Consider the following 15,192-nt stretch of genomic DNA (forward strand, 5'->3'; position numbering starts at 1 on the left):
CTTATCAACTCGAAGCCATCTCCCTTCCCTTTTGGGGAGGGGCGGGGTGGGGCTGTAAATGACTGAGGTTGGGCTGTTGCACCGCCTCTTCAGCATCGCTGCCTCGGCTCTTCAGCACTGCTGTTCGGACTTTGCAGCACTGCTGCCCTGCCTCTGCAGCGTATAGAGAGTAAAGAGCTAGCAGTGAGAAATACTTGATATGCGTGATTTTTTGTACCTTTGTATTGAATTAGTATTGGATCAATATGCATGTCATTTCTTTATTCAAGCATTTGAATTGTAACTGTGTGAGGATAATCATACTATCTTTATTCCTGTGTGTTGCAACACTGTCGCCAGCACAGAAGCATTTTCCGAATATCGGTTTCGGTATTAACCGTCATGCCACTGACGGTCGCTTGGTGGGGCATCTTAATTTGGGACTACTCAGCAAAGTAGATACTTTGCATGGTGTTCAAGTGGGGGTATTCTCCTCTGTTGTGTCCGGTGAGATGCGAGGGCTGTCGGTGGGTGGTCTAATGACGGTGTCTCATCGCATGAAAGGCTTTCAGATAGCCGGACTTACCAATGTGAGTACCACTCCGATGCAGGGTACACAGATAGCCGGAGTTACCAATATATCCATGGGAATCAAGGAGGGTATGCAGATAGCCGGAGCCGTCAATGTGTGTTCGGGTTATATGCGTGGTTTACAGGTTGCGCCCTATAACTATGCCGACAGCCTGAATGGATCGCAGATAGGAATGCTCAATGTGGCGGTAAGTCATCCTCGTGGCTGGCAAGTGGGTATCATCAACTACACTCGCGACACCATTGCCCACAAGATAGGACTTGTTAATGTGAATCCGAAGACATGCATCGACTTCCTCGTTTTTGCTGGTACTATCTCCAAGTTCAATGGTGCAATGCGCTTCCGCAACCATAGTACCTATAATATGATTGGTGTCGGAACCCACTATTTGGGGCTTGATAAGGAGTTTTCTGGAGCTATCTACTATCGCCTCGGACAGTATTTCAGATTGTGGCCACGCTGGACGGTGAGTGGTGATGTGGGCTTTTTCCATGTGGAAACCTTCAAACCTCATAGTCAGGAGACGCCTAAACGACTCTATTCTCTGCAAGTGCACGTGAACATGGACTACCAAGTGAACGAAATATTGGGTGCTTTCGTCAGCACGGGATATGGAGATACCCGCTATTATAGTGGCGGCGACTATCGGCATCGCTTCTTGTTTCAAGGTGGTATCTCCATTCGTTACAATCGTAAATAAGCAAGTATGAAGAAGTTTTTCCTTATCCTTTTCGTATGGATGGCAGTGTTGTCAGGACAGGCGCAACATCTCTCGGATACCGTCGTGATACAACATGAGCGCGATATAGCGCCCTATGGGCAAATTATTCCGACCGACTCGTTGGTATGGCATAACCGGTTTCGTACCGATGATCCCGACTATTTGCATCCACATCCGTGGAAGGCGGCCGTCCAGGCAGCTGGTATCAACGTGTTCGTACATTGTTTCGACCGCTTTGTGATGGGCGAAGACTTTGCCAAAGTGACGTTTAAGACCATCGGCAACAATTTCCGTCATGCCTTCGTGTGGGATAACGATCAGTTCTCTACCAATCTTTTTGCCCATCCGTATCATGGTAACCTCTACTTCAATAGTGCCCGTAGTCGTGGCCTTTCGTTTTGGCAGAGTGCCCCTTATGCGCTGGGTGGCAGCCTGATGTGGGAGTTTTGTGGCGAGAAAGAGCCTCCGGCCATTAACGATTTGATGGCTACTACGTTCGGCGGAATAGCCATTGGCGAGATTACGCATCGTATTTCATCCCTCATTCTCAATGATCGTGCACACGGCTTCCGTCGCTTCTTACGCGAATTTGGAGCCACGGTGGTCAATCCGATGCAAGGTTTGGTGAGGTTGATGAATGGTGATGCGTGGCGCATTCGCCAAGAAAACTATCTCTATCATGATTATGAACAGTTCCCAGTAGACTTCAAAGCAACTGTCGGATTGCGCTATTTGGCCGATGATGGTGGACTGTTTCGAGGTGAGAGTAATCCTTATGTGAACTTCTACTTGGAGTATGGCGACCCTTTTAAGGAAGAGACAATGAAGCCATACGACTATTTCATGGCCAATGTTACGTTTGGTTTGTCGCGTAATCAACCATTGGTCAATGGTGTTCATCTGCTCGGACGCATTTGGGGAGTGCAGAACCAGAATTTCGATGGTATCCAAAGTCAGTTCGGAATCTTTCAGCATTTCAATTATTATGATTCGAGTCCGGTGAAGAATGGTACCTCGTTGACTCCCTATCGCATTAGCGAAGCTGCTGCATTTGGCCCCGGTGTCATCTATCGTTTTCCCCATGTGGGCAACCTACAACGTCTCGAACAGCGTATATTCCTCGACGCTATACTGCTCGGTGGAACAAAAAGCGACTACTATAATATGATAGATCGCGACTATAATATGGGTAGTGGATATAGTCTAAAACTCAATACACAGATGGATTTCCCGCGTATGGGACGCTTTGCTTTCAATGTAGATTACTACCATATATATACTTGGAAAGGATATGAGGGTAAAGACTTAGCCAGTATAGATCCACTCTATCTGAACGCGCAAGGCGATCGGGGCAATGCGGAACTGCTTGTGCTGAATCCTCTTTTCGTGTTTAAGTTGCGCAATGGTATGGGAGTGGAATTGAGTGGAAGCTACTTTTTGCGTACTACGCGGTATAAATATTATACCAATGTGCATGCCCAGACTTTTGAATTGCGCATGGGGCTAGTGCTGTAAGTAACAAAATGTTAAACTAGGTCAATCTGTTTGACTTACTGGAATTATTTGTAATTTTACCAACTATTATTAATTTTAAAAGACTCAAGTAATGAAAATGAAACATCTCGGTGTCGTTGCCGGCTTCATGGCAGCCACCCTTTTAAGTACATCGTGTGTGGGCTCGTTCAGCCTCTTCAATAAGTTGGCTCATTGGAACAAAGGTGCAACGAACAGTAAGTTCCTCAACGAACTTATCTTCTTGATTATCTCTCCGGCTTATGGAGTTTGTACGCTCGTTGATGCGTTGGTTCTCAACACCATGGAATTTTGGACCGGAAGTAACCCGATAGCCCAAAATGTAGGTAAGACACAAGAAGTGATGGGGCAGGATGGTCGTTACTATGCTGTGAAGACGTTGAAAGATGGTTATGAGATTACCAAACCTACCGGTGAGAAACTCTATTTTGTGTACAATCAAGAGACCAAGACATGGTCGCAAAAGCAGGATGGCAAGACCACAGATATTTTCACTTTCAACGACGATGGTACTATCCAAGCTCATTTGGGTAACGGTAAAGATGTGACCGTGACGCAAGATGAGGCTGGTGTTTATAAGTTGAAGATGGCTACAGGCATGGGCACTTACTGGGCTATGAGATAAAAAACACCCTGTAATTCCTCTTTTCGGAGAGTTGATAGTAACAAGAGGTGCTGAGTAAGAGGTAAGAGACTGACTTGATAGTCAACTCTCTTACCTCTTATCTTTTTCTTTTTATCTAAATATATGTGGCGTGTTTGGATTCGTGGATAAATTGAATTAACTTTGCAGAAAACATTGATGAATGAATACAGACAACGCAGCGACCGAGAAATATAAACATGGTCTCAGTGCTTCTGAGGTGAGTGAAAGCCGTAAGATGCATGGCGAGAACGTGTTGACACCGCCTGCCCGCACTTCGCTTTGGAAACTTTATGCCGAGAAGTATCGCGACCCGATTATTCAAATTTTGCTGGTAGCCGCTACCATTTCGCTGATATTGGCATTTGTAGAGCACGATTTTGTGGAGACCATCGGTATCTTTATGGCTATATTCTTGGCTACGACGGTGGGTTTCTATTTCGAGCGCGATGCCGCACGGAAGTTTAATGTACTCACAGCATTGACAGATGAGCAGTCTGTGAAGGTGCGTCGAGACGGTCGGGTGATGGAGATTCCGCGTCGAGAGGTTGTTGTGGGCGATGTCATCTTGATAGAAGTGGGCGACGAAGTGCCTGCCGATGCGCAGTTGATGGAGTCGGTAGATTTGCAAATAGACGAGTCGTCGTTGACCGGTGAACCTATCACGACGAAGCATGCCGACCCCAGTAAGGAGCAGAATAAGTCTACCTATCCGGTCAATATCATCCTGCGTTCGACGATGGTGATGAGTGGTCAGGGCTTAGCTGTGGTACGTGCGGTGGGTGATGAGACCGAGATAGGCAAGGTAGCACGCAAATCCAGTGAGGCCACAGATATTAAAACCCCTCTGAATATACAGTTGGGTAAGTTGGCGAAGCTTGTCTCCAAGGTGGGAACCGGAGTGTCTATACTGGCATTTGTGGCTTTTTTGCTACACGATATACTCACCAATCCGGCCGTATGGCATAGTACCAACTATATCCTTATGGCCGAAACGGTGTTGAAATACTTCATGATGGCTGTTACACTCATTGTGATGGCTGTGCCCGAAGGGTTACCGATGGCCGTCACTTTGTCGTTGGCCTTGAACATGAGACGTATGCTGAAGAGCAACAACTTGGTGCGTAAGCTGCATGCCTGTGAGACAATGGGGGCTGTAACCGTCATTTGTACCGACAAGACGGGAACCCTTACGCAGAATCGAATGACCGTAGGAGATATGGTCATCGTGGATGGTGACAAGCGGGAAATGGCCGAAGCGATAGCCGCTAACACCACAGCCGAGTTGAATGGAGACGAAGGTGTTGGCAATCCTACAGAAGTTGCGTTGCTCAATTGGGCACGAAAAGAAGGCTTTGATTACGCAAAATTGCGTAGCGAACGGCCGCTCGTGGAGCGTCAACCGTTCTCTACGGAGCGGAAGTACATGTCGACTACGGTGGCCGATGGTACTAGATATATCAAGGGAGCACCTGAGATAGTCATGAAATATTGTGATATGACCGATGCACAGCGTGCTGAAATATCGCAAAAGTTAGCCGAATATCAGCACAAAGCCATGCGTACTTTGGCCTTTGCCAGAGGTTGTAGACTGCAGGGAATCACTGCTATCTCCGACCCGATACGCGAGGATGTGCCCGCAGCAGTGTCCACTTGTGGCAACGCCGGTATCGAAGTGAAAATCGTAACAGGCGACACTGCGGCTACAGCAGCGGAGATAGGGCGACAGATAGGAGTCTGCGATGAGCTCACACCTCAAGTAGCTTTCATCACCGGAACGGAGTGGGCGGCTCTCTCAGACGATGAGGCTTACGATCGAGCAAAGCAGATACGCGTGATGTCGAGAGCCAAACCGACCGATAAGCAGCGACTCGTGGAGCTGTTACAACGCCGCGGTCATGTGGTAGCAGTGACGGGTGACGGTACCAACGATGCCCCCGCGCTGAACTATGCACACGTAGGCTTATCTCTAGGAAGCGGTACCAGTGTGGCCAAAGAGGCTTCCGATATGACTCTTCTAGACGATTCGTTCGGCTCGATAGCCAATGCCGTGATGTGGGGACGGTCGCTTTATCGCAATATTCAGCGCTTTCTTTTCTTCCAGTTGGTGGTGAATCTGGCGGCTTTGTTGCTCGTGTTGGGTGGTTCGGTGGTTGGTACCGAGATGCCATTGACCGTTACTCAGATACTCTGGGTGAACCTGATTATGGATACATTTGCCGCTATGGCGCTGTCGTCGTTACCTCCTTCGCGTGAGGTTATGACTGAAAGTCCTCGCAAGCAGAGCGATTTCATCATCTCAAAGGGCATGGCTCGCGGTATCATCTTCTGTGGTGTGGCGTTCTTTATCGTGATGTTGATATACCTTATCATTGTTGAGGGACATGGAATCGGTGGTGTTGACATCCACGAACTGACTATCTTCTTCACCACTTTTGTGATGTTGCAGTTCTGGAACCTGTTTAATGCCAAGTGTCTAAGGTCGCATCATTCGGCTTTCAGACGCCTGTGGGCCGACAAAGGATTAGGTCTTGTGCTGCTTATCATACTCGTCGGACAGTGGGGAATCGTCACTTTCGGTGGTAAGATGTTCCGCACCGTGCCTCTCTCAACTACTGAATGGCTGACGATTATAGGTGCTACTTCGATGGTGCTGTGGTTTGGTGAGCTGTGGAGATGGGGCTTGAGACTAAGAGAAAAATAGGAAATGAGCAAAATAGAAATCATAGGTCATACGGAGAAACCATCGCTGCCGAGTGTGGCTACCGTTGGTTTTTTCGATGGCGTACACCTTGGACACCGGTTTCTGATAGACCAATTGAAGGCTGAGGCTGCCCGTCGTGGGATGCTTTCAATGGTCATTACGTTTGCAAGACACCCTAGAGCTGTGTTGCAAGACGACTATGTGCCCCAGTTGCTGACGCAGCATAAGCGTAAATTAGAACTCTTGGAGCAGACCGGTGTGGACTGTGTGGTGGTGCTGGATTTTGATCGTGAAATGGCCGGACTTACTGCACGGGAATTCATGGAACAGTTGTTGCGCAACCAATTGGATGTGCATTGCTTGTTGACAGGGTATGATAATCGCTTCGGACACAACCGTGCTGAGGGCTTCGACAACTATGTAGGCTATGGTCGGGAGTTGGGAATGGATGTTGTTAGAAGCAAGGCTTTCGTGCTAGAGGGTGTCAATGTGAGTTCGTCGGTCATTCGTTCGTTGTTGCAAGAAGGCGAGGTAGAGTTGGCCAATCGCTGCTTGGGTTATCATTACAATATCTGTGGACGAGTGGTTCACGGCTTTCAAGAGGGACGGAAGTTGGGCTATCCTACGGCCAACATAGATGTACAAGACACCAATCAACTTGTTCCAGCCATGGGGGTATATGCTGTTCGGGTGCGTGTAGAAGGCGATTCGCTGACGTATGGTGGCATGATGAGCATTGGAACACGCCCCACTTATAATGGAACGGAGCGTACACAAGAAGTGAACATCTTTCACTTTGAAGGCGATATTTATGGCCGTGAGGTGGAAGTGGAGTTCGTCAAACGCACACGTAGCGAAGAAAGATACGATAATATACGCCAGTTGGTAGATCGACTGCGTCAAGACGAGATAGAAATAAAAGAAATATTAAGAATGTGAATATGAATAAGACAATCAAGATCATATGGGATGTGGCATGGTATCTCATCGTGTTCATCTTGCTACAAATACTGGTACAGTTTGCTACGGAGGCGATAGACCTGAGCGCTTCGGGCAAGAATGCTTCTGAGGTAATAGCGACCTTGAGGAACGGTTGGCTGCCTAGTCCGATGAATGTCATCGTGTCAACGGTGATAAGCAGCCTGTTGACCATTGCCATCTTCTTTTGGCGGAAGTGGACTCCTTACTCTCGTAGCTACATAGCGATGCGCCCTTGGCTCACGTTGGTGTGGATTGCGGTGGCAACGGTGGGCACTTTGATACCCTCTATATGGATGCAAGAGATGCTTGAGATGGACATGCCCGACTATTTAGAGAAGATGTTTATAGGCATCATGAGCGAGCCACTAGGCTATGTAGTTATCGGAATCTTGGCTCCGTTTGTGGAAGAAGTGGTGTTCCGTGGAGCCATCTTGCGTCGTTTGCTCGAAGTGATGGGGGAAAAATGGCATTGGGTTGCCATCCTTATCTCAGCGATACTCTTTGGTTGTGTACATGGTAATCTACCACAATTCGTGCATGCCGTGCTACTCGGATTGTTGTTGGGATGGATGTACTACCGTACCGATAGCATCGTTCCCGGTGTCGTTTTGCATTGGGTGAACAATACAATTGCTTATGTAGTGACCAATCTGATGCCCGGAATGGAGGATGCCAAGCTCATCGATTTGGCCGGTGGCAGTCAAATGCGCGTGTATCTGTGGGTGGCATTCTCGCTCTGTATCCTGCTTCCGGCACTGTTCCAACTGAACATGCGATTGCCTTTGAAAAGTCAGAAGAAGGGATAAGGAACTTCGGATAAACATATTTTGAAGGCAATAAAGCCTGCTTTTACATTTTCAAGAAATAGATTTTGATTTGCTGCCAAGCCTTGACAATCTTGTTGTCAAGGCTTGGCAGCATTGCTGTTTGGGCTAGACAGTATCGTTGTTGAGCCGTAGCAGTAAAGAGAGTTGATGAGTCTTGAAAGGTATTCATTTTTTAATTGGAATGTGAGATGGAGATTGTCGTAAAATGATGATGGCAGACTATGGGGATAATTAGGGTGATATGCCGTTATGATTTTTGTATTAGTGATAAGCTGAATAGCATTGAATAACAGAGAATTCCTACAGACTTGATAGTTAAGAAAATAAAAAAACACTATATATATAAGGTGTAAGCAAAAAGTTTATTTACTTTTGCGCCTTAATAACGTACATTCGTAACTATGCAAGATAATCTAGTTATCGTTGAGAGTCCGGCTAAGGCAAAGACGATAGAGAAGTTTTTAGGTAAGGATTTTAAGGTAATGTCTTCTTACGGACACATCCGTGATTTGAAGAAGAAAGAGCTTAGTATTGATACAAAGACGCTAGACCCCGACTACGAAATTCCCGAAGAGAAGAAGAAACTGGTTGCCGAACTGAAGGCGTCGGCAAAGAAAGCAAGTAAGATATGGCTTGCTTCCGATGAGGACCGTGAGGGAGAAGCCATCTCATGGCACCTGTGCGAGGTGTTGGGATTGGACGAAGAGAAAACCAGTCGTATTGTTTTCCACGAGATAACGAAACCTGCTATCTTGGCAGCTATTGAGCATCCGCGTCGTCTGAATATGTCTTTGGTGAACGCACAGCAGGCTCGTCGAGTACTTGACAGATTGGTAGGATTCAGACTTTCGCCCGTGTTGTGGCGCAAGGTGAAGCCGGCTTTGAGTGCCGGTCGTGTACAAAGTGTTGCCGTGAGACTCATTGTTGAGCGCGAACGCGAGATACAAGCTTTCCAATCAGAGCCTTACTACCGTGTGAATGCCATCTTTGGTATCGTGCATAGTGATGGTTCGGCCTCGGAAGTGAAGACCGAACTCGATACTCGTTTCAAAACTCACGAGGAAGCATTGGCTTTCTTGGATAAGTGTAAGGATGCTGAATTTACGGTTTCCAGCATTGCCAAAAAACCGTTGAAGCGCACTCCTGCTCCCCCATTCACAACCTCTACATTGCAACAGGAGGCTGCCCGTAAACTCGGTTTCACGGTGAGCCAGACCATGATGGTGGCTCAACGACTATACGAGGGTGGACGTATCACTTATATGCGTACCGACTCTGTGAACCTGTCGTCGCTGGCTATCAATACCAGTAAGGATGAAATCATCGGCCGTTACGGCAAAGAATACAGCAAATCACGTAACTATCATACGCACGCCAAAGGTGCGCAAGAGGCTCACGAAGCCATTCGTCCGACTTTTATGGCAACAACCGAGATTGACGGAACGTTGCAGGAGAAGCGTCTCTACGACCTGATTTGGAAGCGTACGGCAGCTAGTCAGATGGCTGATGCGCAGATAGAGAAGACCACAGTAACCGTTAATATATCGGGAGCTAGCGAGAAATTTGTGGCTACCGGAGAGGTTATAGCTTTCGACGGATTCTTGAAAGTGTACCGCGAGTCGGTAGACGACGAAGATAACGCATCGGAAGAGTCGACCAATATGTTGCCTGCCATGAAGGAAGGTGACGTGTTGCAGCGTCGTGAAATCAGCTCTACCGAACGTTTCAGTCAAGGACCTATTCGCTATACGGAGGCTAGCTTGGTGCATAAACTCGAAGAGTTGGGCATTGGGCGCCCGTCTACTTACGCTCCCACCATCAGTACTATTCAGCAACGTGAATATGTACAGAAGGGCGATAGAAAGGGGGAAGAGCGCTCTTATACCATTGATGTGTTGAAGGGAATCAAGGTTGCCAGTCGCGTCAAGAAAGAAATGGTGGGTAGCGAGAAAGGTAAGTTGCTGCCTACAGATACCGGCATTGTGGTGAATGACTTCTTGATGCAGAGTTTCCCCGACATCATGGATTACAACTTCACAGCACGTGTGGAGCAGCAGTTCGACCAAATAGCCGAGGGCAAGGAAGGTTGGCACGACATGATGAGAGACTTCGATAAGAAGTTTGAACCGACAGTAGAGAAAGTGATGAATGCACGTTCGGAGCATAAAGCGGGCGAGCGTGAGCTGGGAACCGACCCGAAATCGGGTAAGCCGGTGTTTGTGAAAATCGGTCGATTTGGTCCGATGGTACAGATAGGTACGGCCGATGACGCAGAGAAACCACGTTTCTCGCAGTTGCCGGCTGATAAGAGTATGGAAACGATAACGCTTGAAGAGGCATTGGAACTGTTCAAATTACCCCGCACGGTGGGGCTATATGAGGGTACCGATGTAGTCATAGGTTCGGGACGTTTTGGTCCTTACATCATGCATAACAAGAAGTATGTGTCGCTGCCCAAGTGTGAAGACCCCATGACAGTGACGCTTGATACGGCGGTGAAACTAATTCAAGCGAAGGTGGAACAAGAAGAGAAACGCCACTTGAAGCAGTTTGATGAGGATGCTAAATTGGAGGTGCTTAATGGTCGTTACGGCCCTTATATAGCATACGATGGCAACAACTATCGCATGCCTAAAGCACTCCATGAGAAGGCTACCGATCTTACTTATGAGCAATGTATGGAGATTGTGAATACAGCTCCGGCTCCGAAAGCTAAAACACGTCGCAAGAAGTGAAGCGAATCATTATCATAGGATACATGGGTGCCGGCAAAACGACGGTGGGAAAGGCACTGGCTCAAGAGTTGGGATTACCTTTCTATGACCTCGATTGGTATATAGAGAGCCGGATGCACAAGACGGTGAAGCAGATATTCGACGAACAAGGAGAAGACGGATTTCGCCGAATTGAGCGCAACATGTTGCATGAGATAGCCGAGTTTGAGGATGTTGTCATCAGTTGTGGTGGCGGTACGCCCTGCTTCTATGATAATATCGACTACATGAATCGACAGGGAGAGACGGTCTATCTCAAGGCCACGCCTGAGGTATTGTATGGACATTTGAAGATGGGACGGTCGGTTCGCCCCCTTCTACTCAACAAGACTCCCGAAGAAGTGGAGGCTTTCATTCATGAACAATTGGCCTATCGGGAACCTTTCTACGCCCAAGCCAAGCATACACTAGACGTGAATTTGCTCGATAACTTCGAGAAAATCAAGATTTCAGTGAAGAGAGTGAGGGAACTCGTACAGGTATAAGCTGCCTCGATTCACATATTATTATTTATTCAGCTAACTTCCAAAACAAGATACTTCAATGAAAAAATGGACTGTTGAAGACTCCAAGGAACTCTACAACATCAATGGATGGGGAACCTCTTATTTCGGCATTAATCCTAAAGGTGACGTCTATGTCACCCCGTGCAAAGACAATACGCAGATAGACTTGCGCGATGTGATGGACGAATTGTCCCTGCGCGACGTGACGCCACCGGTGTTGTTACGCTTCCCCGACATCCTTGATAGTCGTATTGAGAAGACAGCTTCGTGCTTCAGTAAGGCGAAAAAGGAATACGACTACAAGGCCGAGAACTTCATTATTTATCCCATCAAGGTGAATCAAATGCAGCCGGTGGTAGAGGAAATCATCTCACACGGCCGTAAATTCAATCTAGGTTTGGAGGCCGGCTCAAAGCCTGAGCTTCATGCTGTGATTGCCGTGCAATGCCAAAGCGACTCGTTGATTATCTGCAATGGTTATAAAGACCAGAGCTATATAGAGTTGGCGCTGCTCGCACAAAAGATGGGAAAGCGTATTTTCATCGTTGTAGAGAAGTTGAACGAGCTTGAAATCATTGCTCAAGCAGCCAAGAAACTGAAAGTAAGACCTAATTTGGGTATCAGAATCAAGCTCGCTTCGAGTGGCAGTGGTAAATGGGAAGAAAGTGGTGGAGACGCTTCCAAGTTCGGATTGAATTCGTCTGAGTTGTTGAAAGCATTGGAAATGCTCGAAGAGAAGGGACTCAAGGACTGCTTGCACCTTATCCATTTCCACATAGGAAGTCAAATAACAAAGATTCGTCGTATCCAAACAGCCCTGCGAGAGGCAGCACAATTCTATATCAACCTGCACAAGATGGGGTATGAAGTAGACTTCGTGGATTGCGGTGGTGGTCTGGGTGTCGACTATGATGGTACGCGTTCGTCGAGCAGTGAGAGCTCTGTGAACTACTCGATACAGGAATATGTGAACGACTGTGTGTATACTTTCGTGGATGCGGCCGATAAAAATGCTATTCCACATCCCAATATTATCACTGAAAGTGGACGTTCGCTCACAGCTCATCACTCCGTATTGGTAATCGATGTGCTTGAGACTGCAAGCCTACCGGAGATGCCTGAAGAGTTTGAACCGAAAGAAACGGAACATCAACTGGTGAAAGACCTCTACGAAATATGGGATAACCTGAATCCACGCTCAATGTTGGAAGACTGGCACGATGCCGAACAGATACGCGATGAGTCGTTAGAACTCTTCTCTCATGGTATTGTTGATTTGAAGACACGTGCCGAGATTGAGAGCATGTATTGGAGTGTTTGCCACGAAATCAACTCGCTTTGTAGGACAATGAAACATGTGCCGGAGGAATTGAAAGGACTTGATAAACTCTTGGCTGATAAATATTTTTGTAACTTCTCGTTGTTCCAAAGCTTGCCGGATAGCTGGGCTATTGACCAATTGTTCCCCATTATGCCTATCCAAAGACTTGATGAGCGACCCGCACGCAATGCTACTTTGCAGGATATTACGTGTGATAGCGATGGCAAGATAGCTAATTTCGTGAACGACGGACGTGTCAGTCACGTGTTGCCTGTTCATCCTTTGAAGTGTAACGAACCTTACTACCTAGGTGTTTTCCTCGTTGGAGCTTATCAAGAGATACTCGGCGATATGCACAACCTGTTTGGTGATACCAACGCTGTGCACATTTCGGTGAAGGATGGAGGTTATCATATCGACCAAATCATCGATGGTGAGACGGTGGAAGAAGTGCTCGACTACGTTCAATACAACCCTAAGAAACTCGTCAGACAACTCGAAATTTGGGTGACGAAGAGCGTTAAGCAGGGTAAAATCTCTTTGGAAGAGGGCAAAGAGTTCCTAAGTAATTACCGTTCGGGCCTATACGGATACACTTATTTGGAGTAAATCGCAATGAAGGAAAAGCTTACTATCGTTAAAGTTGGGGGTGCTGTGGTAGAAGATGAGGCGCAGTTGGCTCGTCTTCTACAAGATTTCTCGGCCATAAAAGGACGTAAAGTGTTGGTTCATGGCGGTGGTCGCAGGGCTACGAAGGTGGCTGCTGCCCTCGGTATCGAGAGTAAGATGGTGAATGGTAGACGCATTACCGACCGCGAGATGCTGGAAGTGGTGACGATGGTCTACGGTGGATTGGTGAATAAGACTATCGTAGCTCGCTTACAAGCGATAGGTGTCAATGCCCTCGGACTAACGGGTGCTGATTTCAATGCCATTCGTTCGCACCGTCGACCGATACAGAATGGCGTGGATTATGGGTTTGTAGGAGATGTAGACCAAGTGAATGCCAATGGACTATCTACACTCATTGAGGCCGGTCTGACGCCTGTTATGGCTCCTTTGACACACGATGGTGAGGGCAATATCCTCAACACCAACGCCGATACTATAGCCGGTGAGACGGCTAAAGCATTGGCTGTAAAATACGATGTGACGCTCATGTACTGCTTTGAAAAGAAAGGAGTGTTGAGCAATCCCGACGATGACGACAGTGTAATCCCCGTGATTACACGTCAAGACTTTATACGTTATGTGGCCGATGGCATTGTTGCCGGGGGTATGATTCCTAAGTTGGAGAATGCTTTGGCAGCTATAGAAGCCGGTGTTTCGAGTGTTATCATCACACAAGCCACGGCTATTGACGGTCTGCAAGGTTCCGTTATTCGATGAAAGTTAATTTTTGTTTATACTGTAACTTTACTTTATTCCATTCGTCATTCAATTAGAGAGATGAAAATTATCAGCTTCCGAAACGATGTACTGCCGCTGAAGAATCAGCTCTATCGGCTCGCTCTCCGCATTACGCTAGACAGTGCCGAGTCCGAAGACATTGTACAGGAGACGATGATTAAGGTGTGGGATAGGCGCGAAACATGGCAGGAAATAGAGTCCATTGAGGCCTTCTGCTTTACAATATGTCGAAATTTAGCACTCGACAGCATCAAACGCCACGGTAATCAGAATGATTCGCTTGACGAACATGATACCGATAGCCCCGATCAATCTCTTGATCCGTACGAGCAAATGCTACGAAACGATAGGTTGGATGTAGTCAAGAAGCTCGTGGATGAGTTGCCCGAAAAGCAGCGAAGTTGTATGCAACTGCGCGATTTTGAGGGAAAGCCCTACAAGGACATAGCCTCAGTGCTTGGTATAACCGAAGAACAAGTGAAGGTAAATATTTACCGAGCACGTCAGGCTATCAAAGTTAAATTTCAAGAAATCGACAATTATGGATTATAAATACATCGATCAGCTGTTGGCACGCTATTGGGATGCGCAGACTACTCTCGAAGAAGAGGAGATTCTGAAGGCATTCTTTAGTCAGGAAGATATTCCTGCCAGCCTGCTCAAGTACAAGTCGTTGTTCGCTTATGAGCAACAGGAGGTACGTGAGGATGTGTTGGGTAGCGACTTTGATGCTAAGATATTGTCTATGATAGAAGAGGTTGCGCCTGTGAAGGCACGCACCGTCTCTATGGCTTATCGCTTGCGTCCGCTGTTTAAGGCAGCTGCTGTGGTGGCCATTATCTTGACACTTGGCAATGCCGCTCAAGCCACTTTTGATGATAAAAATGATGGTTATGCGGGTACAATGATGGAGAAGACCCACGAAGGGGCTTCTGTAGCGCTGACCGATTCAGCCGTTATCGACTCTGTTCAGCATTCTAGTATAGATGCAGTTCAGGTTCCCGGTACGGTTATACTCAAATAGATTATTTCTATGCTTTCTCTATAAATCATGTTTAGTAAAACAACAATGAAGCTGTGAAGCTTCTATTCTCTCAAATTTTTCATAACATACTAACGTAGTAAAGGGCTGTACCAAGAGATGCAGCCCTTTTATTTTGTGTACAATGATAACCTTTTTATAAAGAGATATAGAGTATTG

At 47.0% G+C, this 15,192-nt stretch carries 13 protein-coding genes; 12 read left to right on the plus strand and 1 reads right to left on the minus strand.

Translation table 11 applies throughout. The features are described 5' to 3' along the window. The first annotated feature begins 287 nt into the window (after positions 1–287). The 6 genes from HMPREF0671_RS12495 to HMPREF0671_RS06355 all read left to right on the plus strand — a co-directional run bounded on the left by HMPREF0671_RS12495 (position 288) and on the right by HMPREF0671_RS06355 (position 7,959). Positions 288–1,271 carry a hypothetical protein gene (locus HMPREF0671_RS12495; protein WP_156431068.1) on the plus strand — a complete coding sequence of 328 codons (984 nt, stop codon included), beginning with the start codon at positions 288–290 and terminating at the stop codon, positions 1,269–1,271. Positions 1,272–1,277: 6 nt separating this feature from the next. Then, on the plus strand, positions 1,278–2,807 hold the full coding sequence (locus HMPREF0671_RS12500) for a DUF3943 domain-containing protein (protein ID WP_082721722.1): 1,530 nt from the start codon (positions 1,278–1,280) through the stop codon (positions 2,805–2,807). A 91-nt stretch (positions 2,808–2,898) separates the two neighbouring features. Next, positions 2,899–3,450 carry a DUF3332 domain-containing protein gene (locus HMPREF0671_RS06340; RefSeq protein ID WP_036898264.1) on the plus strand — a complete coding sequence of 184 codons (552 nt, stop codon included), beginning with the start codon at positions 2,899–2,901 and terminating at the stop codon, positions 3,448–3,450. 181 nt (positions 3,451–3,631) lie between these two features. Continuing rightward, positions 3,632–6,172 carry a calcium-translocating P-type ATPase, PMCA-type gene (locus tag HMPREF0671_RS06345; RefSeq protein WP_036898267.1) on the plus strand — a complete coding sequence of 847 codons (2,541 nt, stop codon included), beginning with the start codon at positions 3,632–3,634 and terminating at the stop codon, positions 6,170–6,172. 3 nt (positions 6,173–6,175) lie between these two features. Continuing rightward, positions 6,176–7,111, plus strand: coding sequence for a bifunctional riboflavin kinase/FAD synthetase (locus HMPREF0671_RS06350; protein WP_036898270.1), 936 nt, complete (start codon positions 6,176–6,178; stop codon positions 7,109–7,111). A 2-nt stretch (positions 7,112–7,113) separates the two neighbouring features. Further along, on the plus strand, positions 7,114–7,959 hold the full coding sequence (locus HMPREF0671_RS06355) for a CPBP family intramembrane glutamic endopeptidase (RefSeq protein ID WP_036898273.1): 846 nt from the start codon (positions 7,114–7,116) through the stop codon (positions 7,957–7,959). Positions 7,960–8,002: 43 nt separating this feature from the next. On the opposite strand, the gene HMPREF0671_RS12250 is transcribed toward HMPREF0671_RS06355, so the two are convergent. Next, positions 8,003–8,149 carry a hypothetical protein gene (locus tag HMPREF0671_RS12250; protein WP_156431069.1) on the minus strand — a complete coding sequence of 49 codons (147 nt, stop codon included), beginning with the start codon at positions 8,147–8,149 and terminating at the stop codon, positions 8,003–8,005. 232 nt (positions 8,150–8,381) lie between these two features. Here HMPREF0671_RS12250 and topA point away from each other — a divergent pair, with 232 nt between their 5' ends. Genes topA through HMPREF0671_RS06385 form a run of 6 tightly spaced genes read left to right on the plus strand, consistent with a single transcriptional unit; the run spans position 8,382 to position 15,015 of the window. Then, entirely contained in the window at positions 8,382–10,715 is a 2,334-nt protein-coding gene (topA, locus tag HMPREF0671_RS06360) for a type I DNA topoisomerase (protein ID WP_036898276.1), read from the plus strand. Continuing rightward, complete coding sequence (locus HMPREF0671_RS06365) at positions 10,712–11,239, plus strand: shikimate kinase (RefSeq protein WP_036898279.1); 528 nt, start codon at positions 10,712–10,714, stop codon at positions 11,237–11,239. The genes topA and HMPREF0671_RS06365 overlap by 4 nt, the downstream gene beginning before the upstream one ends. A gap of 58 nt (positions 11,240–11,297) precedes the next feature. Next, on the plus strand, positions 11,298–13,190 hold the full coding sequence (gene speA / locus HMPREF0671_RS06370) for a biosynthetic arginine decarboxylase (protein WP_036898282.1): 1,893 nt from the start codon (positions 11,298–11,300) through the stop codon (positions 13,188–13,190). Positions 13,191–13,196: 6 nt separating this feature from the next. Then, the gene (argB, locus tag HMPREF0671_RS06375) at positions 13,197–13,970 is read left to right on the plus strand and encodes an acetylglutamate kinase (RefSeq protein WP_036898288.1); all 774 of its coding nucleotides are present in this window, start codon (positions 13,197–13,199) and stop codon (positions 13,968–13,970) included. Positions 13,971–14,030: 60 nt separating this feature from the next. Further along, positions 14,031–14,543, plus strand: a complete 513-nt coding sequence (locus HMPREF0671_RS06380) for an RNA polymerase sigma factor (protein ID WP_036898290.1) — start codon at positions 14,031–14,033, stop codon at positions 14,541–14,543. Beyond that, positions 14,533–15,015 carry a hypothetical protein gene (locus HMPREF0671_RS06385; protein ID WP_036898292.1) on the plus strand — a complete coding sequence of 161 codons (483 nt, stop codon included), beginning with the start codon at positions 14,533–14,535 and terminating at the stop codon, positions 15,013–15,015. Before HMPREF0671_RS06380 ends, HMPREF0671_RS06385 begins: the two co-directional genes overlap by 11 nt. Positions 15,016–15,192 lie beyond the last annotated feature (177 nt).

It is taken from the genome of Prevotella sp. S7 MS 2, from assembly GCF_000762865.1.
Classification (GTDB): domain Bacteria; phylum Bacteroidota; class Bacteroidia; order Bacteroidales; family Bacteroidaceae; genus Prevotella.

What these genes read in the sequence shown, in the direction of transcription:
- HMPREF0671_RS12500 (WP_082721722.1), top strand. Translation starts at nt 1,278, where the DNA reads ATGAAGAAGTTTTTCCTTATCCTTTTCGTATGGATGGCAGTGTTGTCA.
- HMPREF0671_RS06340 (WP_036898264.1), top strand. Translation starts at nt 2,899, where the DNA reads ATGAAAATGAAACATCTCGGTGTCGTTGCCGGCTTCATGGCAGCCACC.
- HMPREF0671_RS06345 (WP_036898267.1), top strand. Translation starts at nt 3,632, where the DNA reads ATGAATACAGACAACGCAGCGACCGAGAAATATAAACATGGTCTCAGT.
- HMPREF0671_RS06350 (WP_036898270.1), top strand. Translation starts at nt 6,176, where the DNA reads ATGAGCAAAATAGAAATCATAGGTCATACGGAGAAACCATCGCTGCCG.
- HMPREF0671_RS06355 (WP_036898273.1), top strand. Translation starts at nt 7,114, where the DNA reads ATGAATAAGACAATCAAGATCATATGGGATGTGGCATGGTATCTCATC.
- HMPREF0671_RS12250 (WP_156431069.1), bottom strand. Translation starts at nt 8,149, where the DNA reads ATGAATACCTTTCAAGACTCATCAACTCTCTTTACTGCTACGGCTCAA.
- topA (WP_036898276.1), top strand. Translation starts at nt 8,382, where the DNA reads ATGCAAGATAATCTAGTTATCGTTGAGAGTCCGGCTAAGGCAAAGACG.
- speA (WP_036898282.1), top strand. Translation starts at nt 11,298, where the DNA reads ATGAAAAAATGGACTGTTGAAGACTCCAAGGAACTCTACAACATCAAT.
- argB (WP_036898288.1), top strand. Translation starts at nt 13,197, where the DNA reads ATGAAGGAAAAGCTTACTATCGTTAAAGTTGGGGGTGCTGTGGTAGAA.
- HMPREF0671_RS06380 (WP_036898290.1), top strand. Translation starts at nt 14,031, where the DNA reads ATGAAAATTATCAGCTTCCGAAACGATGTACTGCCGCTGAAGAATCAG.
- HMPREF0671_RS06385 (WP_036898292.1), top strand. Translation starts at nt 14,533, where the DNA reads ATGGATTATAAATACATCGATCAGCTGTTGGCACGCTATTGGGATGCG.